The organism is Moraxella sp. ZY200743 (assembly GCF_050885545.1).
Lineage (GTDB): Bacteria > Pseudomonadota > Gammaproteobacteria > Pseudomonadales > Moraxellaceae > Moraxella > Moraxella haemolytica.
Window position 1 is genome coordinate 1710084 of the sequence record NZ_CP091313.1, and the last position, 26110, is coordinate 1736193.

The following is a 26110-nucleotide window of genomic DNA, read 5'->3' on the forward strand; positions in this document are numbered from 1 at the left end:
GCATATGGAACTAACCTTTGAGCTTTTAGGCATTTTATTTTTTGTGGCGATACTTGCAGGTTTTGTGGACGCTGTGGCAGGCGGAGGCGGACTGTTGACCATTCCTGCCCTACTGCTAACAGGCATGAACCCTGTCGCCGCTCTTGCCACCAACAAATTGCAAGGCTCGGCAGGCTCATTGTCAGCAAGCCTAGCAATGATAAAAAAGGGAGTTACCCACCCCAAATACATCAAAAACGCTCTCATTCTTGCTTTTGTTGGCTCAGCGATTGGAGCGGTTTTGGTACAGCTATCGCCACCAGAATTTTTAAAAATCGCCATTCCTGTGGTCGTTGGGATAATGGGACTTTACACACTATTTTCACCCAATTTGGGTGCCATAAAACAAAAAGCCAAAATCTCACACAATGCTTGGCAAAAAGGGATTGTGCCTATCATTGGGTTTTATGATGGCTATTTTGGACCAGGTACAGGAACATTTTTTTCACTCTCTAGCGTGGTTGGTCGAGGCATGGACTTGGTAACAGCAACAGGCAATGCCAAACTGCTCAACTTTGCCACCAATATTGCAAGTCTCATCTTTTTTATCATTGGCTGTCAGGTGGTCTGGCTGGTTGGTGCAGTGATGATTGTCGGACAAGTCATTGGTGCAGTATTGGGAACTAATATGGTCGTCAAAGGCGGAGCAAAATACATTCGCCCAATGATTGTGCTAATGTGTTTTTGTATGGTCGCAAGATATGTGTTTTGGTAAAGATTTTAATCACAAATTACCTTTAATGGGCAAACCATCAGAACCAAGCTCACTTAACGCTTAGTTTTTATGTTATTATTTTTAAAGTTTCACTGTTATGGCATTTACTTTTGTGTTGATACATTCTAGCAATTACCACCACCATAAAAACTCAAAATAGCTTAAATCATGCTTTTTATCCAATCAACAGTCAATCTGTTATGGTAATCATGGCACATTTACTCATCGGACTATCTAGTCTAGCCACAAGATGTTTTTGATTAAAATTCTAAGCATGGCAGTTTTTTATCAAGATGATCGCTTTTTATATAAAAATAGCGTAAAATTGGTCTAATTTTTTCTTTCTTTTATTTAATTTTTAAAGTATAACTTATGTCTGTCCAAACCCACACCCCAAGCCCTAAGCCTGCTCCAAAAAAAGCCGTTCAAGGCGAAAAATTGCGTGGCTATGACAAAGTGGCTCGTATCCCCATTAAGGTTATTCCAAACTTAGAAACCCCAAAAAAGCCTGATTGGATTCGTGTCAAATTATCTAGCCCTGCCGAAGTTGAACGCATTAAAAGCACACTCCGCCAGCAAAAACTCTATACAGTCTGTGAAGAAGCTGCCTGCCCCAACCTACCCCAATGTTTTGGCGATGGCACAGCCACCTTTATGATTATGGGCGATATTTGCACCCGCCGTTGTCCGTTTTGCGAAGTGGCACATGGCAGACCCAATCCGCTTGACACAGACGAGCCACGCCATACTGCCGAGACCATTTTGGGGCTTGGGCTAAAATATGCCGTCATCACTAGCGTGGATAGAGACGACCTAAAAGACGGTGGTGCAGGACACTTTGCTGAGGTTATCAACGAAAGCCGTGCTTTATCGCCCAACTGCTTGATTGAAATTTTGGTACCTGATTTTCGTGGACGAGAGCAACTGGCATTGGATATTTTAAGCCAAACCGCTCCTGATGTTTTCAACCACAACATTGAAACCGTGCCACGCCTATACAAGGCGTTTCGACCAGGTTCAGATTATGAGCATTCGTTAAAGCTATTAAAAGAATACAAAGCACGCCGTCCAGACATTGCTACCAAATGCGGATTTATGGTAGGGCTTGGCGAGAGTGAAGAAGAAGTTTATCGCTTGCTTGACGACCTAAAAGCACACGATGTGGACATCATCACCATTGGGCAATATCTTGCTCCAAGTAAAAATCACGCCCCTGTGGATAGATATGTACACCCTGATGAATTTGCTAGATATACCGAATATGGCAAAAAGTTAGGCTTTTTTAACATTTGGGCGAACCCAATGGTGCGTTCAAGTTATTTTGCTGACCGCCAATATTATGGCGAGCCTTGCCCACCACCTGTGCGTTCAGCCAAAGCACTTGCCGAAGAGAAACTGGCAAAAGCCGAAAAAGGCGAAAAAACTGGGTGTTTTTAACACAACATAAACATTTAGGGCGAGTTTATCGTCCTATTTTGTCAGTTGATTTTCCAAAAACTGTCAGTCTTGTATTGTGTCAAAGCGATGGCTGGTTGATACACTATTTTAAACCATTGATTCTCAAAACTGGCAAACTGCCATATCTTAGCCAAGTTATACCGACTTACTTTTGGCGGATTGACACAAACCACCTTAAAGATAGTAACAACTTTTTGGCGACAATACTGATCATATCGCACGACAGGCAGTATATAGTTAAATACAGAACAGATATCATGACTCAAACCATTCTCTCATCAAACGGCATTCACCGCCTACACCACACTTTTTTTATGCCAAAAGGCGACATCAAGGCAAGCCTACTTATTGTACACGGCATGAGTGAACATAGCGGACGCTATGCCGATTTTGCTAGGTTTCTTGCCAATCATGGTATCTTGGTTGCCACTTATGATCAGCTTGGGCATGGACGGACGGTCAAAGACAAGTACGAACTTGGCTTTATCGATGAAAAACACCCCGTCCAAGCCCTATGTAAAGATGTTGTTATTATGGCGGATAAATTAAAAGATAAAGCCTGCACCCTAACTGACCGCCCCATTCCTCACTACATCATGGGGCATTCAATGGGGTCGTTCATTGTACGAACGGTACTAACCCATCACGCCACAAGTTTTCATGGAGCGATACTCATGGGGACGGGCAATAGTTTTGGGCTGATGAACCGCCTTGCTCTAACCACGCTTGGGGTAATCCACTACCTAAACCCCAAAAAAACCAATAGGTATTTTGCCATGCTTTTAAATGACTACCTGCTATCACAAATCCGCTATCCGATATCTGTCTCACCCTTTGCATGGCTATCTGAAAATACCGATAACATCAAAGCCTTTGAAGTCGATCCTTTGTGCGGTTTTGCGTTTAGCAACAATGGTTTTATCGCTCTACAAACTCTCATCAAAAAAGCCACATCACCCACATGGTACGCCCACACCCCCAAAAACTTTCGCATTTTGCTCGTCAGTGGCAAAGATGACCCTGTGGGGCGTATGGGGCAAGACATCGATGAAATTTTTGATGAATTGGTGAGTTCAGATAAGAATACGCAAGCTCGACTATATCCCAACATGAGACATGAACCACTGCACGAAACCGCCAAAAATAAAGTATATCAAGACATTTTGCACTGGTTAATATAACACGATAAACAAAAGCCATGATTGATAAAACTTATTGAAAACTTATGATAATGAGTAAGAAGTTGTGGTAAAATAATCTAACATCATTTGATTAACTCTTTTTTTATAGGAATTTTTATGAGTCTTGAACAAATCATCGAAACAGCCTTTGAAAACCGCAACAGCTTTGGTGCTACCGACTGCCCTGCTGACATTCGCTCTGCTGTTGAAGAAGTACTTCGCCGTCTTGATAATGGCTCACTGCGTGTTGCCGAAAAAATCAATGATGAATGGGTGGTTTATCAGTGGGTCAAAAAAGCCGTGCTACTTTCTTTTAAAATCAATGACAACAAGCCTATGAATACAGGCGAACTTGGTTTTTATGACAAAGTAGATACCAAGTTCAACGGCTGGACAGAAGAAGACTATAAAAACGCAGGCGTGCGTGTCGTTCCCCCTGCGGTTGCTCGCAAAGGCTCGTACATCGCCAAAAATGTCATCTTAATGCCATCTTATACCAATATTGGTGCTTATGTAGATGAAGGGACAATGGTTGATACTTGGGCAACGGTGGGTAGCTGTGCCCAAATTGGTAAAAATGTTCACTTATCAGGCGGTGTGGGCATTGGTGGTGTTTTAGAGCCACTTCAAGCCAATCCAACCATCATTGAAGACAATTGCTTTATCGGTGCAAGAAGTGAAATCGTTGAAGGCGTGATTGTTGAAGAAGGTTCGGTCATCTCAATGGGCGTTTATATCGGTCAATCAACCAAAATTTATGACCGTGAAACAGGCGAGATTCACTACGGACGAGTGCCGGCAGGTTCGGTTGTTGTTCCTGGCAACCTACCAAGCCCTTGTGGTAAATACAGCCTATATGCCGCCATTATCGTCAAAAAAGTAGACGCCCAAACTCGTGCCAAAACGTCCATCAACGATTTGCTAAGAGCGGATTAATGTTGCTTGTGGGCTGATTTAACGACTGTTCTTTTATCGCAATTTTTAAGGAATTGTTATGTAAAAATCTGATAAATCCTTTGTTGCCACTGCCTTGCTTTGTTTCTTCTTGGGTGGCTTTAGTGTTCATCGTTTTTATGTGGGTAAGATTGGGACTGGTATTTTGCAACTGATTACCTTTGGTGGATTTGGTATTTGGGCATTGATTGATTATGATTATTGTTGGTAAATTTACCGATGCCAATGGCGATTTTATTCAAAATTAATTCTTTAAAAATAAAAAAGACGGACTAGATGTTCGTCTTTTTTATTTTTGGCTAAATTGATGATAAAATTTAAAATTTTAAAATGAGACTTAGTATTTCAAGCTAAGCTTGGCATTAACTATTATTTCTTATCTTTGATCCATTGATAAGCGTTACCAAATCCTTTTAATGATACAAAATGACGCTGACGATGCTTGATAAGTACTTGTTTTAATAAATGCCCCACATCTTTGGCACATTGTCCGTGTGTCCATTCAGCCAAATTTTCGCTCGTCTCGTCTGGATATTCTCTTCTATAATGGTTATAACGCCCTTCCCAAGCTGCCATCAAAGGCGTGCCTTTCCAATCATAATTTTCGCCACCGATAAAATCCCTTGCCGAAAAAGGCTTATCGCCACAAACAGCACACCACAAATTGACCATACCTTGTAAATATGCCAAAATCAGTTCCAATTCATCATTTGTTAGGGTGTTTGGTGTGGAAAAATGATTAATGGTCTCAAATTCTTTGTATGTATAGAGCATTGTTGTTCCTTATGATGAGGTTTAGTGATTGTATCTTACCCCCCCCCATTTATTTGTCAAGTGATTATTAAAATTACCCAATCATCTGAAAATCTGCTAAAATACTAGGTTTTCTTTAGTATTTATCATCAATATGTCCACCGCTTCAAAACACCCCCAGTCCAAAACCAGCCAACTGCGAAACACCCAAATCCCCACCACCGACCCATTGGCAGGACTTCGCTTGACCGAAATTTTTTATTCCTTGCAAGGTGAAGCTCTAGCTGCTGGTCTACCGACCATTTTTATTCGCTTGACAGGCTGTCCACTTCGTTGCACTTATTGCGATACAACCTATTCCTTTACAGGCGGTGCACGATGGGGGCTTGATGAGATTTTGACTCACATCGCCAGTTTTCCTTGCAAGCGAGTATGTATCACAGGCGGAGAGCCGCTCGCCCAGCCCAATGTCATTGCCCTGATGAAACTACTCTTAGAACATGGCTATGATATATCACTAGAAACCGCAGGAGCTTTGTCAGTCAAAGATGTCCCGCCTGCCGTATCCAAAGTCATGGATCTAAAAACGCCAAGCTCCGGCGAGAACAAGCGGAATTTATGGGAGAACTTTGGTCATCTGACCAACCACGACCAAATTAAAATCGTGATTGCTGATCGCACCGATTATGAATGGGCGGTGGAAAAATTATGGCAATATGAGCTACATAAAAAATGTGCCGTAGTGTGGTTTTCGCCAATGTTTGAGATTGATGAACGAAGATCCGATGTGCCAAACATTGCTGTGCAATTAGCCGAATGGATTTTGGCGGATGGTCTGCCCGTACGCTTGCAATTACAGTTACACAAAATCATCTGGGCGGATGCACGAGGTAAATAAAAAATGCTTTTAAAGATGAATGTAATTTGCTAAAATAAGCGATTATTCATGAATTTAGCAAAGAGAGAGCCATGGCACGAGTTACTATTGAAGACTGTCTTGACAATGTCGATAACCGTTTTGAGCTGATTTTGGTCGCAAGCAAGCGTGCACGCCAACTGGCTAAAGGCAGTGCTGAACCGACTGTAACCGTTGAAAATGATAAGCCTACCGTTTTGGCACTTCGTGAGATTGCCTCTGGCAACATTACTCGCACCATTTTGGATGAGCCAGATGAAGAGATTGTCATCAAAACACCAGAATTTGTTGATTTCTCAAAATTAACACCTGATGATTTTTAAGCACTTGCTTAAAAGCCACTTTTGTTAATCAAAGACCGCCCACAAAGTGCGGTCTTTTTATGACATTTAACAATCTGGCAATCACAACCAACCCATCACAAGCAGACCCCTACGCATTTATCCATCAACACCCAATCTATCCGATATCACTGGCAAGCCAAAATGTCAGTTTAAGTCATTTTTATGACATCTTTATAACATTGCCATAAATGAGATAAAACCCAATTTAAAAATTCGCTTCTTATTGGATTAAATCACGGTTTGTTATGCCATTATTCGTATAAAAGTGATAAAATGATAGAACAATCTATTGACAATGTTGCAGATAATTGATATTTATAATCAATGTTGATTGATACAACTTATTTGTACAACCACACGGCTTTCTTAGTGAGCCCATTTATCATTTACCAACCAAGAGTACCTATGCTAGCCAACTACCATCCGCATGACATTCCTACCCATCTTAGCCACCCGCTAGTCGATGAATCTCGTGATAGCTTAATGCGTGCGGTCAGCTACCTAGAGCAACAAGAGCATGAAGACATTCTGCGTGCGTGTCATTTTGGCGATGTGGCACACATTAAGGACAAACGCAAATCGGGCGAGCCGTACATCACCCACCCCATTGCAGTGGCGGAAATTTTGGCAGGGTTTCGTCTGAATAAAGATACTATCATCTCAGCGATTTTACATGATACAGTAGAAGACACCGAAGTAACAAAAGAAATGCTCACAACAGAGTTTGGCGAGACGGTTGCACGGCTTGTTGATGGCGTAACCAAACTTAGGTCGTCAAGCATGAATAAGCAACAAAGCCAAGCGGCCACCTTTCATAAGATACTCACTGCCACCTTGACCGACCCTCGTGTTCTCATCATCAAGCTCTCCGACCGCTTGCATAATATGTCCACTTTAGATGCGGTCAGTCCCGAAAAACAAAAACGCACCGCCAACGAAACGCTAGACTTCTACATTCCTTTTGCTCGCATCATGGGGTTAAATGACATTGCCGATTATATTGAGCTTTTGTGCTATCGCAATCTCAACCCTGAGATGTATAACAAATTTACTGACAAGCTACTTCAACACGGATTGGGTCGTAACTTCCAAAAGATTGAAATCAGCACTTATCTACAAAATTTATTAAGCCATCTAAACCTAAGCGGTCATGTACAAGTTCTTGACAACCGCACCTCCATGTACCGCCAATTTTTTAAAAATCGTGGGCAAATCAACCGACTGATTCGCCAATATGACTTTGAAGTTGTGCTTGATGACATTGAGTCTTGTGATAAACTGGCGTGCTATTTGGTGCAAAAATACGAAATCAGTGATGAGATGATTCGTGATAACATTAGAAAGCCCCAAGCAGGTGGCAACCAATCGCTCACGCTCATTTACGAACAAGATTATAACCACATCAAAATCACCTTGCTAACCAAAAGAATGCAAGAAGCGGCTCGCCTAGGTGTGATTAGTAAAGATAAAGGGGATATCAGCCATTCTGTCGTCCAAGCCAGCCTTCGCAATATGCAAGCCCTTGCTAATAGCGAATCTGGACAAGACTTCCAAGAAAACAATGAATACTCTGTTGCCATTATCGATGAGCTACTAAACTACCTGCACGAACGAAAAATCGTCTGTTATAGTCCGCAGGGTCGTGCTTATGAACTGCCTCGTGGTTCAACCGCTTTAGACTTTGCTTATGCGGTCGGTCCTGCCATTGGCAATATCGCTGTCGGTGCTGACATCAATGGCGAGCATGGCAAGCTAGGCTTGGTACTGGCAGATGGTGATTCAGTGAGTATTGACACCGACAAAAATGCCACACCAAAGGCTGATTGGTTAGGTTTTGTGGCGACCAATAAAGCACGCAGTGAGATTCTAAAGTTTCTAAAACACCTACCAGATGACCAAAAAGAATATGCAGGTAAAGAAGCTCTCATGCGAGCCCTTAAAGCCTATGACAAGGTCATTGAAGACATTACCGATAGCAAATGGGCTGATATCTTAGCATGGCGTGGTGTGGACAGCCAGCGTGATATATTCCTACAAATCGCCACAGGTTCACTATTGGCACAGTTAGTGGTCTCACGATTATTTAGTGAGGAAGTAGATATCGCCGATGGTAATGAAATCACCCAATCCAAGCATCTCATTGCAGGGGTAAAAGGCGTTGAGGTTACCTTTGCTAAATGTTGCAACCCTATTTATGGCGACCACATTGTCGGTCATCTCTCCGCTCGTCATGGACTGGTCATTCATCGCCACAAATGCTATTCACTAAACACCATTCGTGCCGCCAACCCCTACCAGATTATTCAAGTGCATTGGAAAGATGACATCAAAATCAATCATGACAGTCACCAACTGCATTTCTCAGCGTCACTGCGTATCTTTGCCATGCTAAACGAAGAGCAAATAAGCCAAGCCATCTATGAGCTTCGTGCCTTAAATATCGGCGTTGAACACACCTCTGTTAAGGCTGATATCAAAGATAAAAATAGTAAGGTAGGCACAACCACGCTCAATGTGGTCGTTCGCTCTCGAGAACATCTTGAAGAGGGCATTCATGTTTTACGCCAAATTTTAGGCTATCCAAATATCATGCGACTATACCACCATCATAACCACGCTTAACTTAGGATAGATGCATCAATCAAAAAATGCTTGAATTTATAGCAGGCTTTGTTTTATCATAAATATCACCAAACAAAGCTCGCTGATGAAGATGGCATTGTAGAGACGATTGAAGCTCACAGATGCAAGTAGCACATTTTGGTAAACCAATAACCAAAAACTACTGACAATATCTTAAAAACCCATCTAAGCCAATAAGTCAGAGATGAGTTTATGGGGTCATCAAGATTTAATATCATACCCCAAAAGATAGCCAGTGTTATTGTATCAAATTACCCCTCAATCTATGATGGACACCCAACCCATTGTAAGCACAAACACAAAGGAATACCCATGACCAGACAAGTCATTCACACCGACAAAGCCCCTGCCGCTGTTGGCACTTATTCCCAAGCCATCAAAGTTGGCAATATTGTCTATATTTCAGGTCAGCTCGGATTAGACCCTGCGACCATGACTCTAAAAGAAGGTTTTAAAGCCCAAGCCGAACAAGCCTTTGACAACTTATCTGCCATCGCTAAAGCAGCAGGTGGTACGCTCAGCGATACCGTAAAATTCAATGTTTCTTTGACCGATCTAAATGATTTTGCTGTATTAAATAAAATCTTTGATGCACGCCTAAACGCACCTTACCCTGCTCGTGCTGCCGTACAAGTTGCAGCATTACCAAAAGGTGGCGTGGTTGAGATTGAAGCAATATTACATCTTGATGCTTGATTTTATGATTTCGTTGCTCTAAGGGCTTGCCAGACAAGCCTTTATCATCATGCACACTACCTTATTACGCATCGCCCTGCCCACACCCCTGTATCAGCTGTTTGATTACCTATGCCCTCTATCCTGCTTAGATAATGGCATACTACCGACCGTTGGTTCTCGGGTGCGTGTGCCATTTGGTCGCCAAGAACTTGTCGGCATCATCATCTCACACATCTCTGTTAAGGATATTAACATTCCTTATGAGAAACTAAAACCAATACGAAGCGTCATTGATACCACACCCATCATTAATGACCATCTGTTAAATTTGGCACAATGGTTAGCCTCCTACTACCATTATCCACTCGGCGAGACGCTACCTGTCATGTTGCCTAGCTTTATCAATCAAGGAAAACCTGCCATACAACAAACAACCTTTTGGCGGCTTTTAGATGGTATTGATGATGAACATATCACCACCCAACTCAAAAAAACTGCCAAAAAACAATGGCAAGCCATCAATGCCATCAAAGACAGTCCAGCCAAGCTAGCCGAGCCAGACCTGCTTGATATGGGTATCAGCAAAACCACCTTAAAAACCTTGCAAGAAAAAGGGCTAATCACCTCATTTATCACAACAAGCTCCAAAAACACTCAGCCTGCCAAACTGCAAGACGCCCCCTTATCACTTAATGATGAGCAACAATCCGCCTTTAAGATTATTAAGCAGTCCATGATAAATGGCAATTATCAGGGCATCTTGCTCAATGGCATCACAGGTTCTGGTAAAACCGAAGTCTATCTACACGCCATATGGCAAGCTTTATCAGCCAATAAACAAGTGCTGATTTTGGTGCCAGAAATAGGGCTCACTCCACAAACCAAAACAAGATTTAGCTCAAGATTTACCGCCAATATCTGCGTTCTACATTCAAACATGAGTGATGGCGACCGTTTGCACGGTTGGCAAGCTGCCAAGTCCGGAGAGGCTCAGATTGTCATCGGCACACGCTCAAGCGTGCTGTATCCATTTGCTAATTTAGGATTGATTGTCATTGATGAAGCTCATGATAGCTCCTACAAACAACAAGACCATCTACGCTATCACGCCTGTGATGTGGCAATGTGGCGAGCATACCAACTTAACATTCCCATCGTACTTGGCACAGCCACGCCAAGCCTTGAACATCTCAAACTCGCTCAAGATGGCAAACTTACCGAATGTCAGCTACACATCCGAGCAGGCAACGCCAAGTCCGCTCCTTTGCGTTTGGTGGATATCCGTCTAGGTACAAGAAATATCGTTCAGATGAGTGGGCAAGAGCAACAAACCTTATTGTGCGATGAAAGTGTAAGACGCATCAAACAGCGATTGTCTTTGGGTGAGCAGGTGTTGATTTTTTTAAATCGGCGTGGCTATGCTCCAATATTGCTATGCGATGCGTGCGGTTGGCAGGCAGATTGTCCGCATTGTGATGCCCATCTGACTTTGCACAAGCACCCATCATCACAGTTAAAATGTCATCACTGTGGTTTTTGTACGCACAGCCCCACCACCTGCCCAAAATGCAATAGCCATAACCTGCAGGATTTAGGACTTGGGACAAGCAAGCTGACCGAGCAACTACACGCCATCTTTGCCAACCCCCAAACCACACACCAAACCCACCCCATTTGGCAAATCGACAAGGATACCATGCGTCAAAGAGGTGCTTGGGAGCGTATGTATGAACAGATTCTATCCAATCAGCCTGCGATTTTGGTTGGAACGCAGATGATTGCCAAAGGTCATCATTTTCCTAATGTTACTTTGGTTGTGATTGCTGATGCGGACTTAGGGTTTTTATCGCCTGATTTTCGCTCGCCCGAACACACCGCCCAAAGAATCATACAAGTTGCGGGACGAGCAGGTCGTGCTGATAAAATGGGTGAAGTATTGATTCAAACCAGACAACCCACCAATCCCTTATTGCTGACACTCATCAATCATGGCTATCTGGCACTTGCCAAGACTTTACTTGGCGAGCGAAAGCTGTTAGGGCTACCCCCCTATGCTCATGCCGCCCTAATTCGTGCACAAAGCCAAGACCTTGCTCGTGCTCGACTTGCCATCAGTAGCATTGCCCAACAAATACCCAACACGCCCAATCTTGCTAAAAGTAACGCCACAGACGCACCGATGAGCAAAAAAAATAACCAGTACCACACTCAGCTACTACTTCTTGCCAAAGACCGAAAGACCTTACACACCGTTTTGGTGACACACTGGCAAGACATCTTAGCCAACTCAGACCTAAAAGGCGTGAGAATCTCGCTTGATATTGACCCAATAGGTTGGTAATACTTGGGGCTACACCGCATAATCAAGCACGGCAATAACGCTTAGATGCACAGGATAAAACCAATAAAATACATAGCGACCACCCACCTGCTTACCTTTACGACCATCAAAATAATAAATCAACGGTACAACAAGCAATACACCAAAGTGCATCAGCCCAAGACCTATGGTGGGATAAAAACCATAAGTAAGCACATAAAACACAGGCGATAGCAGTACATAAGCCAGTAGCATTGTGTGCTTATTAGAATAAAAATAGGCAAAAACAAGCGACATCACCACAAGCGAAAAGCCATAATCTGCCAACTGCACCATAGGATATAATGCCAAAATACCAGTCGCTTTCACCACAGGATGCCAATCGGAATGCCATACCACAAGTGCCACCAAAGTAAACAATAAGGTAAATAGCACATTACCCCTCAGATACTCCTGCCATGCCACGCCCAGCAATATCTGTTCAATAGATAAACTAAACAACCAATAAGGTAGCTGTGCAATCAAAGCAAATACAAGCAGTCGCATGGCATAAGCCTTGATGTCTTTGGTGTGATAAAACCCAACCACCAAAAAATACACCATCAGTGGTGCAACAAGTCGTCCAATAAAGTGTAGCCCCTCAGACAGCCAGCTCTCCACATCAACAAACACCCACGCCAGATGGTCAAGCGTCATCGCAAACATGGCGATACACTTTAGCGACAGGGCATCTAACCCCCATCTGGTCGTCCGCTGTGCATTCATCATATACAGCTTTTTGGGTGGCGTTTTTTGTTAAGTGAAGTTTGGCACCGCCAGATATCTTTTCCTTTTTCATCTTGAGTGTGATAGATGACAAGCGTCTCGCCATTAAGATATCGCACAGGATAGCTAGCACCCGATACCTTTGCCACCACCGCACAGTCAGTCAACACGCCTGCCACGCTTGAGACAACTTCCATTGATACACGCTGATTATCCGTAGATACAGGTAAGGCAACTGGGCAGTACTGTGTATTTTGGTAGATGATTTCTACTCGATTTTGTACCGCCTTTGCTGAACGATAGCTTTCAAAGATAACCGCCTGCTCTTTTTGTGTAGCGATAATAGGCATAAATTGCCCAATCACAATCGCCATCATCGCCCCAAACATGGCAAATGCCACTGACATACCAACCAAGCTCACCCCACCTTCTTGCTTTAGGTGATTTTTTTGTTCATCTTTATTTCTGGGGTAAAATTCTAAAGCATCAGCAATCTCTCGCCGAGCCGTGCGATAATAATAAGCATCCGCCCATCGTGCCACCATACTTGCCCAAAACAGCCAGACAGCCAAACCCACACCAATGCGACTACCCATCTGATATTGCTCAGGCAAAAAACCAATAATACTAAATTCAAGCACCGCCAAAACAATGGCGATATTAACCTTGATGAATGACCAACCTGCCACACAGTACACCACACAGTCCAGATAACGCTTTCGGTACAAAAGCCAGCCAAAAGTACAAAAAAACGCCGCCCAGTGCCAGCGTGCGTGCAGACAACCTATCTCATCAAACTGATGAAACCGCTTAAGATAATAACGCTGAGACCGCAGCCCAATAAACCACCGATCCAATTCGGTTCGTTCTTTTTCACCAAGATTCGCTTGATAAAATGGTGGCGGGGTTGTGTCTTCTAAAAATGGCAGACGAAACATAATGACGCTAAAAATGGAAAAGTATTTGCGGTTGCAGGTGGCTTGACTTATAATGACGGCTTGTACATTTTACGCCTTTTTTTCATACAAATAAAGCCATGACAGAACCAAATCAAGAATTTTTAACCCCTGTCGGTGGGGACAGACAGACCCCCGACATGAATCCTGAGACCATCAGTGAGCAGATAGCTCGCTTAGCCCAAACTCCCGAACAGTTTCGTCAGATTGACACCTTCATGAAACGGCGTACACACATGAGCCAAGCCAGTGAACTGGCATTGACCGATAGCACCTACGCCCCTTATGTCATCAATCATGGCTTTGAACTTGGTCGGCTTGGCGATGTTAGCAATATCAACGATTTGCGTGCCTATTTTACTGATATGCCAAACGGTGCTGATGCACCCATCACGCTTGAGATTGGCTTTGGTATGGGCGACAGCTTGATTGAGATGGCTCAAAATGACCCACAGCGTAATTTTGTCGGCATTGAAGTGCATGAACCTGGTATCGGTCGTGTGGCTTATTTGGCTCATGAACTAGGTATGACTAACCTAAAAGTATTAAACGGCGATGCCATCGCTTTATTATCAAACCTACCTGATGAACATCTAGACACCGTACAGCTGTATTTTCCAGACCCATGGCAAAAAAAACGTCATTACAAAAGACGCTTTGTAACCACGCATCGCATGCAAATCGTCTCTCGCACGCTAAAAACTGGCGGTCTATTTCATGCCGCAACTGATTGGGAACACTATGCAATGTGGATGCTTGAAGTACTGAACAATATGCCAGACTTTAAAAACACAGCAGGACAAGGTAAATTCACGCCCCGCCCTGATTTTCGCCCGCAGACGAAATTTGAAAAGCGTGGACAAGATTACGGTCGCCCTTCTTGGGATTTGATTTACCAAAAAATCAATCACAACCCATAACTCATTAAACACCAAAAAACCTAGCACCTTTTGGTCATTTTTAGTTGCTAGGTTTTAACAAATAGTCAAAAACGATTGCTCTTTAGCAAGAACGCCGATAAAACCAACGTGTGGCTTTTTGACGATACAACCTACATTGACATCATGTTAAGGCAGTGGTGTTGGCTTGATTTTGATTATTAACAGAAAACCACTTGTTTAAATGGATGGATGGTGCTAATTTGTACCAAATGTTAAATACTCATTGAACACATCAATTAGCCAACCACCATTTGACAAGGGGATTTTTATGAAATTAACCAACCCTGCCTTATTCCACGAGCAAGCTCTCATTGATAACACATGGCAGTCTGCCAGATCTGCCAACATCATTGAAGTTTTTAATCCTTTTAATGATAAAAAAATCGGCACAATTCCTGACTTGTCTGCCGATGAAGTTACAAAAGCCATCGGTTTTTCCTGCCAAGCTCAGCCATCATGGGCAGCCCTAACCGCCAATGAACGAGCGACCGTATTGCACCGATGGGCGGATTTGATTGATGAAAATCGTGAAGACCTAGCCATCATTATGACAACCGAACAAGGCAAACCCCTAAAAGAATCTCTTGGGGAGATTGGTTATGCCAATAGCTTTATCCGTTTCTTTGCTGAAGAAGCCAAGCGACTTTATGGCGATGTCATACCCCCCACAAACAACAAATTGCGTTATGTCGTCCTAAAGCAACCCATCGGTGTGTGTGCCGCCATCACGCCATGGAACTTTCCATCAGCGATGATTACTCGCAAAGTCGCCCCTGCCCTTGCCTCTGGTTGCACCATCGTAGTCAAACCTGACAGCCAGACACCTTTTTCCGCTCTTGCTTTGGGCGAGCTTGCCATTCAAGCAGGCATTCCTAAGGGCGTACTACAAATTGTGACAGGTCAAGCAGAAGTAATTGGTGGCGTTTTGACAAGCGATGAACGAATCAAAAAACTCTCCTTTACAGGCTCCACTCAAGTGGGCAAACTACTCATGGAGCAATGTGCCAAAACAGTCAAAAAACTCTCCTTAGAACTGGGCGGAAACGCACCTTTTATCGTTTTTGATGATGCCGATATTGATAAAGCAGTCCATGGTGCGATGATGTCCAAATACCGCAATGCAGGACAGACTTGCGTATGTGCCAACCGTATTTATGTTCATCAGACCATCAAAGACGAATTCATTCACAAATTTAAAGCCCAAGTAGAAGCACTGACGGTAGGCGATGGTCTAACAGATGGCACAAATATTGGCTGCTTGATTAATGATACCGCCATTAAAAAAACCCAAAACCTACTCAAGGATGCGACAGATAAAGGAGCCACACTCATCACAGGTGGCACACTCCACCCTACTCACAGCCGTTGTTTTCTACCCACCATCATCACTGACATTAGTGACGACATGAATATCGCTCACGAAGAAATATTTGCCCCGATTGCTCCGATTTTTGTGTTTGATGACGAAAAGACAGTCATTGAACACGCTAACAACACCCCCTATGGATTGGCGGCTTATTTTTACACCCAAGACCATGCCCGAGCATGGCGAGTTTCCGAAGCCCTAGAATACGGTATGGTCGCCCAAAATACAGGGCTTTTATCCACCGAAGTTGCTCCTTTTGGTGGAGTAAAGCAGTCAGGGTTTGGGCGTGAAGGCTCAAAATACGGCATAGAAGAGTACATCAGCACAAAATACTGGTGCACGCAAATCAGCTAAACACCCGCAACACAGACCGCTTGGCATTAGGTCTTTAAAACATATGGGTGAACACCTATTAAGACCAGTACAAATACTGATGTACTGGTCTTAAATACCCATCTTAAACCCTTAATTGGGTAACTTGGATTAGCGATGGGGATTTATCACTGGTCAAAACTGATTTACCACAACCGCCATGATAGCCACCTAGCCCTTTATACAGACAAGTTTTAACACCTAAGCATTGCACAACAGCCATTCTCACCCCACAATTAGCCATTCATTAATCATTCATAAGTCATAGGCAAACTAACCTAAAATAACAAAAACCAACTTTTCCATTGATTAAAATTTGCTATACTAAACCTTTATGAGTAGCGAGTAGGTGTCTTGTGTTTTTTACCATGCTAGAATATGGTTGGTTTTGCTTAATGTTGTTTCCCATAGTGGCAACACTCCTACCTTTTGTCAAGCATGACCATTGGGTGTTTCGCATTTTTGACTTTCCTAGATTGCAAATCGCAGTTGCAAATTTAATTTGTCCACCAATAGGCATGGCTTTTGCTCATGCTCACCACCAAGTCTTTTGGTTAATCGCCATTGTTAATGGCTTGTGTTTTTTATATCAAGTCAGTCAAATAATCGTTTATACCCGCCTTTACCCACCTAAGGTGCACAGTTATTATGGGGCTGATGACAGTCGCACTTTATCTTTGTTGACTGCCAATGTACTCACCCACAATCATCAAGCACACCTACTACTTAATCAGATTCATCAGTTGCAGCCAGACATTGTACTGACTCTAGAAAGCGATGAATGGTGGCAAAGTCAACTTGATACACTCATGGATTGCGGTTACCATCATACCGTCAAAATCCCCCTTGACAACCTTTATGGTATGCACCTATACAGTCGCTTAGAGCTTGCAGATAGTGAGATTCGTCATTGGGTGACCGAGACATCCCCTCCATCAAATCCAGACTAAAACTTCACTCAAATGATTGGGTTTACATATACTGTTTACACCCCATGCCTCCTAGTCCCACCGAGTCCGCCACCGATAGAGATGCTGAACTGCTACTGGTAGGGCGTGAGATTGAATTCATGAATGAGCCTGTATTGGTATTTGGCGATCTTAATGATGTGGCATGGTCATCAACCTCCAAACTTTTCCAAAAAATCAGTGGACTACTAGACCCACACAAAGGGCGTGGACTCTTTAACACCTTTCACGCCAACTACCCCTTACTTCGCTGGCCACTTGATCACATTTTCATAGCCGAGACTTTATGGTAAAGGACATTCAAGTTCTTCCTAACATCGGCTCTGACCATTTCCCTGTGTATGGCAAATTTCAATATCAACCAAACAACGCCCAACCCACAGAACCCACGCCAAGTAGCGATGATATCCACGAAACATTAGACAAAATCGCCAAAAACAACCCCAATCAAGAAGTGATTAAAACCAAATATTAATGCAATCTAAATAAAGTTTCACAATACAGCGTCTTATTATCTTTTGTGAAACATTGCAACACCCCCATCAATCATTCACAATCAGTAAAATGAGCACCAAGCCTTAGAACCATTGACAAAATTCCGCCAACGCTTACACCAACTAACTTTGCACACCCCTTGTTAATTTATCCACAAAATCTGTGGATAACTTTGTGGAAAAGCAGTAGAAAAAATCATAAAGGCCTTATAAATAAACACTTACAACGCACAAAAACAATTCACACTTCTTTGGACATGATTTAAAAATATCAAATAAAATCAATAATTTATAAAATAATTTTTTCTATAAACTTCGCTTTATTTTTTATGTCGTTTTTAGTAAAAATTAACAAAAATGTTCCACGAAAACCATCAATTTCTCTTTGTGAAACCTGTGGATAATTTCATCTTTTTAGTCAAAGCTGTGAAGATAGCGCCACTTACCTAGCCAATAATCACCTAAAGCAAAATACCCCAACCTCATTCATCGGCACTCACACCGAGCAACAAAAATAACACACATAAAAGCGAAGCGATGAGTGAAAACTCAATAATGATTATGTTATAATAAGCTGACTTTAAAACACAGATAATTTTAGTTGGATAACAGACAGGTACAACATGAGTAAAGCGAAAGAACCTACCGGTAGCGTGGACGAAAATAAAGAAAAAGCACTCAAAGCAGCACTGGCTCAGATTGAGAAAAGCTTTGGCAAAAACACCATCATGTATCTAGGCGATGAATCTGCCAAAATAGATGTTGATGTCATCTCAACAGGCTCGCTATCACTTGATATCGCCTTAGGTATCGGTGGCTTGCCTAAAGGTAGAATCATTGAGATTTTTGGACCTGAAAGCTCTGGTAAAACCACGCTCACCCTACAAACCATCGCCGAATGCCAAAAGCAAGGTGGTACTTGTGCATTCATTGATGCCGAACACGCCCTAGATCCCATTTACGCCCGCAAATTAGGCGTAGACATTGACAAACTTATGGTTTCTCAGCCCGACAACGGTGAGCAAGCCCTTGAAATTGCCGATATGCTCGTGCGTTCAGGTGCGGTGGACATGATTGTCGTGGACTCAGTTGCTGCTCTAACGCCAAAAGCTGAGATTGAAGGCGAAATGGGCGATAGCCATATGGGTCTACAAGCACGCCTGATGAGCCAAGCTTTGCGTAAAATCACAGGTAACGCCAAACGCTCCAACTGTATGGTGATTTTCATTAACCAAATCCGTATGAAAATCGGCGTCATGTTCGGTTCGCCTGAGACCACTACAGGCGGTAATGCTCTAAAATTCTACGCCTCTGTACGCCTAGATATTAGACGAGTTGGGCAAATCAAAGAAGGCGAAGAAATTGTCGGCAACGAAACTCGCGTCAAGGTTATAAAAAACAAGATGGCTCCTCCATTCCGCCAAGCCGACTTCCAAATCATGTATGGCGAAGGCATCAACCATCTGGGCGAAGTTGTTGATTTGGGCGTAGATATCGGTGCTATTGGCAAATCTGGTGCTTGGTACAGCTATGGCGATAACAAAATCGGACAAGGTAAGGCCAATACCGTAAAATATCTTGCTGAAAATTCAGAGCTTGCCCAAGAAATTGAAGCCAAGATTCGTCAAGAAAAAATGAGCAAAGATACCACACCGCCAGATCACGATGCTGACGCTGGCGAACCGCCTGAATTTATTGAAGGCATGGAAGATAAAAACCTATTTTAGGTAGCCATTCTTGACCACCATTAAAACATTAGCGGAAATCCTAGCGGACATAGATGATACCATGCCTGCTAAGACTTCCGCTTTATCGTCAAGCCCCAATATTCAATCGCAGAAAAATACAGACAAATCAGACAGGCTCATTAAATCAGCTTGTACAACCAATCAACCCAAATCTTTATCAAACACAAACAACACAAAAAACAATTCTTCAAACAAACAAACCCACTTCACTAACCCAAAGCCAGACCAAACCAAGCAAAAGCAACATATCACAACCATCATTGCCAATGATACACAACAAATCCTAGATGATGCCACACGGCACGCTCTGCAAGGTGTTGACATCGAACCCATTTATCAAAATGACAAAACCACCAATCATTTGCGTTGGCTTGCCTTTTATTACCTCTCCAAGAGAGAACACTCAAGAGCCGAACTGAGACAAAAACTGCTAGACAAAGGGCATGACAGTCAGCAGATTGACGCACTGCTTGATGAATTTAGTGAAAAAGGCTATCAGTCTGATGAGCGATTTGCTTTTATGTTAATCCGTGAAAGCGTGCGGCGTGGTCGTAGCAAAAACCATATTTTGCACACCTTAAAAAAAGCCAAACTAACCCTTCCTTACTCTCTTGATGAACTCATACAGATGGCAGATATTCCTAGCATCAATGATGGGACGGTATTGGTAGATGATGACAAGATTGACTGGCTAAGACTTGCTGTGGAAGCCCGCTGTAAAAAATACGGCAACGACCGCCCTATAAGTGCAAAAGACAAAGCCAAACAACTAAGGTTTTTGCAGTATCGTGGTTTTGAGATGGGTGTATGCTTTGATGCATTAAAATATACACTAGACGACCTAGAAGAACTCCGGTTTCGTTAGACACTAATTCAAACAGAAATTTTTTAATTATTGCTAGCTTTTAAAGCAAGTCCATACACCCACTTGTTCAGGAGATGGTTTCGCCACTGTGGCAAGTTTTCTCCAAGGCATATTACTTCCATGAAAATCGCTTCCCACTGATACCATCAACCGATTTTGGGCGATAGCACGGTCAATCATTGCTCGCAAACTAGCAGGTTCATTATTAGGTAACTCACAAGCATCGCCACCAAGCTCTGCAAAATCAGCAATCAAGCGTCTGGTTCGAGTTGCTGATAGTCCATAACGAGTTGGGTGTGCTAGCACCGCCAAGCCGCCACATTCATGAATCAACTTAATGGTTTGAGCCATGCTGATGGTCTCAATCTCCACATAGGCAGATTTTCCGTCTGCCAAATATTTATCAAAAGCCGACTGCACACTGGGCACAAAACCCATTTCATAGAGCACTTGTGCAATGTGAGCTCGACCTACCGCACGTGGATTTTGCCCTGTTTTATCCAACACCGCTTGCCACAATACCTCTTGTAACGACAGAGCATTATCATTACCCGCCAAGATATTAGCAAGTTTTTGAACGATACGCCTACCTCGCTCATGACGACTATCTTGTAATGATTGCAAGGAATCATTCATTCGCCGAACATCATGAAAATCAAGAGCGACCACATGGATAATCTTATCAATCTGCTGATGTGTGCCATAACCACCTAGCAGACAATGCGTACAGCTAATCTCAACACCGTGGATTAGCGTCATACCTAAAGATTGTGCCATCGCCTTTGCTTCCACCACGCCTGCAATGGTATCGTGATCAGTTAGAGCAAAGGTCGTGATACCTGCCAAGTGTGCTTTTTTAACCAGTTCAGTTGGCGAATTTGTACCATCTGAAGCAGTGCTATGGCTATGCAAATCTATCATTTTCTACCCATAAAAACAAACACCCCATACATAGTACAGGGTGCATTGCCATTAGTCAGTTATTGTAGATTTGCGTTCATTTAGGAACGAACCCACACTCAATGGCTTAACCACTGGACGAGTCGGCGACTGACTTTGTGGTGCCGCTGCTTGTGGTGCTCCTTGACTGCTGATGGCTGCTGTATGACCTGCAGGAGCTGCCTGTGGGTTCGCTGGTTGTACTTTTGGCGATTCATCAACAGTCAGACCTGTAGCAATGACCGTAACATAGATATCATCACCCATCGATTCATCATCGACCGCACCATAGAAGATATTGCCTTCGTCAATATTAGCAATACGACCCACCACTTCAGCCACTTCTGCAGGCTCGCTCATGCCGATATTAGCACCCACGATATTGATGATAACACCTTGTGCATTTTTTAGTAGTAGATCATCAAGTAGTGGTGAACGAATCGCTTTTTCTGCTGCTGCCGCTGCACGACCTTCGCCACTAGCACGACCAATACCCATCATCGCATGACCTTTAGCAGTCATTGCAGTATGCACATCGTTAAAATCAATGTTAATCACACCAGGCTCACGAATGGTACGAGTAATACCATCAACCGCTTGCAACAGAACATCGTTCGCCTTGGCAAAGGCATCTTTCATGGTCAGACCACGATAGACTTGTAATAGTTTTTCGTTAGGCACAGTAATGATAGAGTCCACATACTGCGATAACTGCTCAATACCTTCTTGAGCCAATTTGGCACGCTTACCACCTTCAAATTTAAATGGTGTGGTAACAACAGCAACAGTCAAGATGCCTTTTTCTTTAGCGATACGAGCAATCACAGGAGCTGCACCTGTACCTGTACCACCACCCATGCCTGCAGTGATGAATACCATGTCGTAATCAGATAATAGTGCACGAATTTCTTCTTCGTCGCTTTCTGCTGCTTCACGACCCACCTCAGGGTTTGCACCTGCACCCAAGCCACGAGTCAAATCACTGCCTAGTTGTAGCTTATTCGGCACGGTTAATTTGTTCAATGCTTGACGATCTGTGTTCGCCGCCACAAAATTAATGCCTGTAACCTGTTGATGCACCATATGCTCAACAGCGTTACCACCACCGCCACCGACACCAAAAACGATAAAGCGTGCTTGTCCATCTGAGCCAAACTGGGCGTCATCTGACATACTGTATTTTGACATAAACCTCACTCCAAAAATCTAAAAACCATCGCCCAAAGGCATTATAATTTATCTTTAAGCCAATTAACCACAGCCTGCCAACCATCGGAAACCTTGTTGGCAAGACCATCATCAACCTTCATTTCTGTATAGCTATCCTTCATGAATTGCTCGCTATTTTGGTATAAGAGCGAGCCTAGCACGCTATGCAGTTTGTTATTTTTTAAGTACTCATTGATGAGTTGAATCTTTTCATCACTCAAGGTTTTTGGGCAGATACTGATATTACTATTGGTCGTCATCATGCGTACAGGCACGCCCCAATACCGCCCCAAAAAGTGTGCCATGCCATCAATCTGACAACCCCCACCCGCCAACACTACGCCCATGCCAAGCATGTTAGACATTGAGCGAGTCTCAAGTGCTTTGTTGATGTGAGTAAAAATATTCTCATAACGAGCGGTAATAATATTATTTAGGTGGCGTAAGCTAACTGTCGCTTCTCCGCCCGTGCGTCTTTTAACATTAATAAATGATGCTCGTTTTGATGGGTCCAGTATGAGCGTACCTTGTTGACATTTAAGGCTTTCTGACTCTTGAGTGGTCAGCCCAAGCTCCACCGAAATGTCATAAGTTACGGTCTGACCGCCCACATCTAGACACTCAGAAAATATCACCGCCCCATCATAATAGACACACACTTTAGTTGTTTCTTGACCAATATCAATAAAGCAAACCCCTTGCTTTTTCTCATCTTTGGTCAAGGCATATTCTGCACTCACCAAACCATCAAATAAAGTATCGCCAATGGCAATGCCTGATGCATCAATCACGCTCGATACCTGATGATGGTAACTGGCTGGCAATGCCATCACATGATTGACCACATCAATTTTATTGGCATACATATTGACAGGATCTTTAACCTCATGCGTACCATCAAGATAAGTAACAATTTGGCACAATTGAAAAATTTCACAACCCTCAGCACGCAATTTATCACGAACCAACTCTTTGGCACGATGCATATCGCTTTGTCGTACTGTCGTTTGGGTACTTGATGTATTCATCACAACAGTTTGCGTATCATTCATGGAGATCATCAACGGTGTGGATAAAGACAAACACACCTCATGAATCTGCACGCCTGCCATATCACTAGCTTCTTGTAGTGATTTGTGTATGGCACTGATGAGATATTCTCGGCGTTCAATTTTGCCAGCAGCAAACGCATCAGTGTTTGCCAAACCCACTGCCGAAATTTTAATTTTCGGATTTTCAGGTGTACCGGTTGCATAGCCTACGACTGTATGAACAGCACTTGAACTTAAATGCAATGCTACCTGTAGGTCTGACATACGAATCTTTACTCACCAATAAACAATCAATTCACCAAGCATTCAAAAAATGAATGCACCTCTTATATTTTAACACCTATAGCAATTTTGTAAAAGAGTAAACTTTATAAAAATTAGTAATTTATTCTGTTTTTGATAAAAATTCTTAAAAATAACACAAAATACCCAAAAATTATCCATCATTGCAACGCAACATCTTGATCAAAATCAGACCAACCATCAGATTATCAGACTGTCACTTTTTATGATTCATTCGTTACAGGCTCCACTTTAGTTCGCCAAGCGACCGCAAAGCCATTTTTATATCTTAAATCCACCGATTGCATACTTGGTAGTTCCGATGCCAAACTACTTTTTAGTAGCGATGCCAAACCAAATAGCTTCTGCTCGGTATTTTCATGATCAACAATCACTCTAAGTCCATTATTAAAACGAATCAGCCATGTTTGCCTTGAAGTTAGCGTAACATCTTGAGCAATCAATCCCAAAGGAGAGAACCACTCATTGATTCGCCGCATCTGCTTCATCATATGCTGTGCGTCTTTTGCGTGGGTACTGTATAAATTGACAAGCGACTCATTCATCAATTCACGCTCATCAGCCGGCACAAAAACCTCTCCATTTGCATCAAGCAAATGCTGACTACCAAAATTTGCTACCGCCCGCCTTGGAATAACAGACACCACCACGCCTTTCCGCCAGTCTCTTTTGACACTAGCACTCCCCACCCATGATAACCCAGACACCACTCGATGAATTTTGGTTAAATTTGCCCCAAAAAACTGCATTTCGCCCAGCGAATGGGTTGCCTCTTGTAAAGAGGCTATCTGTGCTTGGGTTAGGTTGTTCATCTCTAACACAAGCGGTCTAGTCGGAGCTTGATTTGCCGCTCGAAAAATAAAAAACACACTCAACGCAAAAACAATGCCACTGAGCAGTAAAATCTGCCAGAGCTTAAGCATTGGGCGTGTTTTAAAGGTTTTGATTCGAGCGTTCATGATGCTACTGCCAAGTAGAACTAAAGAAATAGGACAAATTGCATATAGTAGCGTATTTTATCATTATCGCCAAGAAAAATATGGATAAAGCGATGAATTTTTACAACCGGTTACAGTTTCACCCCAAGATATGCCAGCGTTTTTTATTTGCTAACACTTTTTGGACGAATAGCACCCAAAAGCCAACAGATTACCCATTGGCTTTTGGGTGCTAGCTAGCATCAAACAGTTAAGGTCTGCTCTAATATCGCCATACAAAACTCGGCAAAGTCCACACCAACCTCCCTTGCCGCCATGGGTACAAGGCTATGGTCGGTCATGCCAGGCACAGTATTGATTTCTAACAGATACAATTTGCCATCATCGCCCTTTAAAAAGTCCACACGAGCCCAACCACGACCACCTATCGCCTCAAAAGCACGCTTAGCCAACTTGCCCATTTGCTGTTCTTGCTTGGCGGTTAGATCTGACGGACATTGATAGACGGTGTCATCTCTTAAATACTTGGCTTCATAATCATAAAACTTGTTCTTTGGAATGATACGAATACTTGGTAAAGCGGTGTCGCCTAGCAATGCCAAAGCATACTCACCACCTGTAATGGCTTTTTCTGCCAAAATCTCGCCATGATATTGTTTCAAAGTTGGATATATCTTAGCAAGCTCGCCTGCCTTTTCAATCATCACCACGCCCACGCTACTGCCTTCACTGGCAGGCTTGACAAAGAGCGGTAAGCCAAAGTCTGTCTCCACCGCCAAAAAATCACTGTCATCTTTTAGCACCACATATGGCACATTTGGCAAGCCTAGCGACTGCCAAACAAGACGACAACGAAATTTATCCATCGCAATGGCAGACGCCAACACTCCACAACCCGTATAAGGAATGCCAAAGCCATCTAGCATACCCTGCAGGCTGCCATCTTCGCCAAAAGTACCATGCAAGACATTAAACACACGGTCATAGTCACGCAGTTTGGAGATATCCATCTCTTTGGGGTCAAAGTGATGAGCATCTACGCCTTTTGATTGCAAGGCATCAAGTACCGCCTTGCCACTTTTTAAGGAGACTTCTCGCTCGCTACTGCTACCACCGCATACAACGGCGACTTTGCCAAATTTTTTAATATTAACATCAGTCATAAACTTTTCCAAAATTTAACAATAATTTAA

25 protein-coding genes and 1 pseudogene are annotated in these 26110 nt (G+C 43.0%); 18 read left to right on the forward strand and 8 right to left on the reverse strand.

Annotated elements, in window-relative coordinates:
- Nucleotides 1-4 precede the first annotated feature (4 nt).
- From L3D27_RS08375 to L3D27_RS08395, 5 genes and pseudogenes are all read left to right on the forward strand, one after another.
- The gene (locus tag L3D27_RS08375) at nt 5-754 is read left to right on the forward strand and encodes a TSUP family transporter (RefSeq protein WP_432480905.1); all 750 of its coding nucleotides are present in this window, start codon (nt 5-7) and stop codon (nt 752-754) included.
- A 372-nt stretch (nt 755-1126) separates the two neighbouring features.
- Nucleotides 1127-2191, forward strand: coding sequence for a lipoyl synthase (lipA, locus tag L3D27_RS08380; protein ID WP_432480906.1), 1065 nt, complete (start codon nt 1127-1129; stop codon nt 2189-2191).
- 278 nt (nt 2192-2469) lie between these two features.
- Entirely contained in the window at nt 2470-3393 is a 924-nt protein-coding gene (locus tag L3D27_RS08385; protein WP_373627639.1) for an alpha/beta fold hydrolase, read from the forward strand.
- 117 nt (nt 3394-3510) lie between these two features.
- Nucleotides 3511-4329 carry a 2,3,4,5-tetrahydropyridine-2,6-dicarboxylate N-succinyltransferase gene (gene dapD / locus L3D27_RS08390; RefSeq protein WP_432480907.1) on the forward strand — a complete coding sequence of 273 codons (819 nt, stop codon included), beginning with the start codon at nt 3511-3513 and terminating at the stop codon, nt 4327-4329.
- A gap of 82 nt (nt 4330-4411) precedes the next feature.
- Nucleotides 4412-4558, forward strand: a pseudogene (locus L3D27_RS08395) (TM2 domain-containing protein); the annotation flags it as partial.
- Nucleotides 4559-4716: 158 nt separating this feature from the next.
- Here the strand turns inward: L3D27_RS08395 and L3D27_RS08400 are convergent.
- Complete coding sequence (locus L3D27_RS08400; protein ID WP_432480908.1) at nt 4717-5121, reverse strand: hypothetical protein; 405 nt, start codon at nt 5119-5121, stop codon at nt 4717-4719.
- A 133-nt stretch (nt 5122-5254) separates the two neighbouring features.
- Here L3D27_RS08400 and queE point away from each other — a divergent pair, with 133 nt between their 5' ends.
- The 6 genes from queE (at nt 5255) to L3D27_RS08430 (ending at nt 12022) form a co-directional block, all read left to right on the forward strand.
- Nucleotides 5255-5998 carry a 7-carboxy-7-deazaguanine synthase QueE gene (gene queE, locus L3D27_RS08405; RefSeq protein ID WP_432480909.1) on the forward strand — a complete coding sequence of 248 codons (744 nt, stop codon included), beginning with the start codon at nt 5255-5257 and terminating at the stop codon, nt 5996-5998.
- A 71-nt stretch (nt 5999-6069) separates the two neighbouring features.
- Nucleotides 6070-6339 (forward strand): DNA-directed RNA polymerase subunit omega, encoded by a 270-nt coding sequence (gene rpoZ / locus L3D27_RS08410; protein WP_284673245.1) that lies wholly within the window; start codon nt 6070-6072, stop codon nt 6337-6339.
- Between the two features lie 59 nt (nt 6340-6398).
- The gene (locus L3D27_RS08415) at nt 6399-6548 is read left to right on the forward strand and encodes a hypothetical protein (protein ID WP_373627636.1); all 150 of its coding nucleotides are present in this window, start codon (nt 6399-6401) and stop codon (nt 6546-6548) included.
- A 217-nt stretch (nt 6549-6765) separates the two neighbouring features.
- Complete coding sequence (locus tag L3D27_RS08420) at nt 6766-8982, forward strand: RelA/SpoT family protein (protein ID WP_373627634.1); 2217 nt, start codon at nt 6766-6768, stop codon at nt 8980-8982.
- 333 nt (nt 8983-9315) lie between these two features.
- Nucleotides 9316-9699, forward strand: coding sequence for a Rid family detoxifying hydrolase (locus tag L3D27_RS08425; protein ID WP_284673247.1), 384 nt, complete (start codon nt 9316-9318; stop codon nt 9697-9699).
- A 49-nt stretch (nt 9700-9748) separates the two neighbouring features.
- Nucleotides 9749-12022, forward strand: coding sequence for a primosomal protein N' (locus L3D27_RS08430; protein ID WP_432480910.1), 2274 nt, complete (start codon nt 9749-9751; stop codon nt 12020-12022).
- Between the two features lie 9 nt (nt 12023-12031).
- Here the strand turns inward: L3D27_RS08430 and L3D27_RS08435 are convergent, their stop codons facing one another.
- A complete protein-coding gene (locus tag L3D27_RS08435; RefSeq protein WP_432480911.1) occupies nt 12032-12769 on the reverse strand; it encodes a TraX family protein in 738 nt (245 codons plus the stop codon).
- Complete coding sequence (locus L3D27_RS08440) at nt 12766-13704, reverse strand: DUF2628 domain-containing protein (RefSeq protein WP_432480912.1); 939 nt, start codon at nt 13702-13704, stop codon at nt 12766-12768. Before L3D27_RS08440 ends, L3D27_RS08435 begins: the two co-directional genes overlap by 4 nt.
- 158 nt (nt 13705-13862) lie before the next feature.
- Between L3D27_RS08440 and trmB the strand changes: the two genes are divergently transcribed.
- The 7 genes from trmB (at nt 13863) to L3D27_RS08475 (ending at nt 20476) form a co-directional block, all read left to right on the forward strand.
- On the forward strand, nt 13863-14642 hold the full coding sequence (trmB, locus tag L3D27_RS08445) for a tRNA (guanosine(46)-N7)-methyltransferase TrmB (RefSeq protein ID WP_432481904.1): 780 nt from the start codon (nt 13863-13865) through the stop codon (nt 14640-14642).
- Nucleotides 14643-14931: 289 nt separating this feature from the next.
- Nucleotides 14932-16383: an NAD-dependent succinate-semialdehyde dehydrogenase gene (locus L3D27_RS08450; RefSeq protein ID WP_432480913.1), complete on the forward strand. Its 1452-nt coding sequence runs from the start codon at nt 14932-14934 to the stop codon at nt 16381-16383.
- 413 nt (nt 16384-16796) lie between these two features.
- Nucleotides 16797-17351 carry an endonuclease/exonuclease/phosphatase family protein gene (locus L3D27_RS08455; RefSeq protein WP_432480914.1) on the forward strand — a complete coding sequence of 185 codons (555 nt, stop codon included), beginning with the start codon at nt 16797-16799 and terminating at the stop codon, nt 17349-17351.
- Nucleotides 17312-17662, forward strand: a complete 351-nt coding sequence (locus tag L3D27_RS08460) for an endonuclease/exonuclease/phosphatase family protein (RefSeq protein WP_432480915.1) — start codon at nt 17312-17314, stop codon at nt 17660-17662. Before L3D27_RS08455 ends, L3D27_RS08460 begins: the two co-directional genes overlap by 40 nt.
- Nucleotides 17656-17844 carry a hypothetical protein gene (locus tag L3D27_RS08465; RefSeq protein WP_284673252.1) on the forward strand — a complete coding sequence of 63 codons (189 nt, stop codon included), beginning with the start codon at nt 17656-17658 and terminating at the stop codon, nt 17842-17844. The genes L3D27_RS08460 and L3D27_RS08465 overlap by 7 nt, the downstream gene beginning before the upstream one ends.
- Nucleotides 17845-18516: 672 nt before the next feature.
- A complete protein-coding gene (gene recA, locus L3D27_RS08470) occupies nt 18517-19590 on the forward strand; it encodes a recombinase RecA (RefSeq protein WP_284674617.1) in 1074 nt (357 codons plus the stop codon).
- Nucleotides 19591-19600: 10 nt separating this feature from the next.
- Nucleotides 19601-20476 (forward strand): regulatory protein RecX, encoded by an 876-nt coding sequence (locus tag L3D27_RS08475; RefSeq protein ID WP_432480916.1) that lies wholly within the window; start codon nt 19601-19603, stop codon nt 20474-20476.
- Nucleotides 20477-20509: 33 nt separating this feature from the next.
- On the opposite strand, the gene L3D27_RS08480 is transcribed toward L3D27_RS08475, so the two are convergent.
- The 5 genes from L3D27_RS08480 to L3D27_RS08500 form a co-directional block, all read right to left on the reverse strand.
- Entirely contained in the window at nt 20510-21397 is an 888-nt protein-coding gene (locus tag L3D27_RS08480; protein WP_432480917.1) for a PHP domain-containing protein, read from the reverse strand.
- A 51-nt stretch (nt 21398-21448) separates the two neighbouring features.
- Nucleotides 21449-22603, reverse strand: coding sequence for a cell division protein FtsZ (gene ftsZ / locus L3D27_RS08485; RefSeq protein ID WP_432480918.1), 1155 nt, complete (start codon nt 22601-22603; stop codon nt 21449-21451).
- Nucleotides 22604-22644: 41 nt separating this feature from the next.
- On the reverse strand, nt 22645-23940 hold the full coding sequence (gene ftsA, locus L3D27_RS08490) for a cell division protein FtsA (protein ID WP_432480919.1): 1296 nt from the start codon (nt 23938-23940) through the stop codon (nt 22645-22647).
- A gap of 242 nt (nt 23941-24182) precedes the next feature.
- Nucleotides 24183-24938 (reverse strand): cell division protein FtsQ/DivIB, encoded by a 756-nt coding sequence (locus L3D27_RS08495; protein ID WP_432480920.1) that lies wholly within the window; start codon nt 24936-24938, stop codon nt 24183-24185.
- Between the two features lie 221 nt (nt 24939-25159).
- Nucleotides 25160-26080, reverse strand: coding sequence for a D-alanine--D-alanine ligase (locus tag L3D27_RS08500; protein WP_432480921.1), 921 nt, complete (start codon nt 26078-26080; stop codon nt 25160-25162).
- Between the last annotated feature and the right edge of the window lie 30 nt (nt 26081-26110).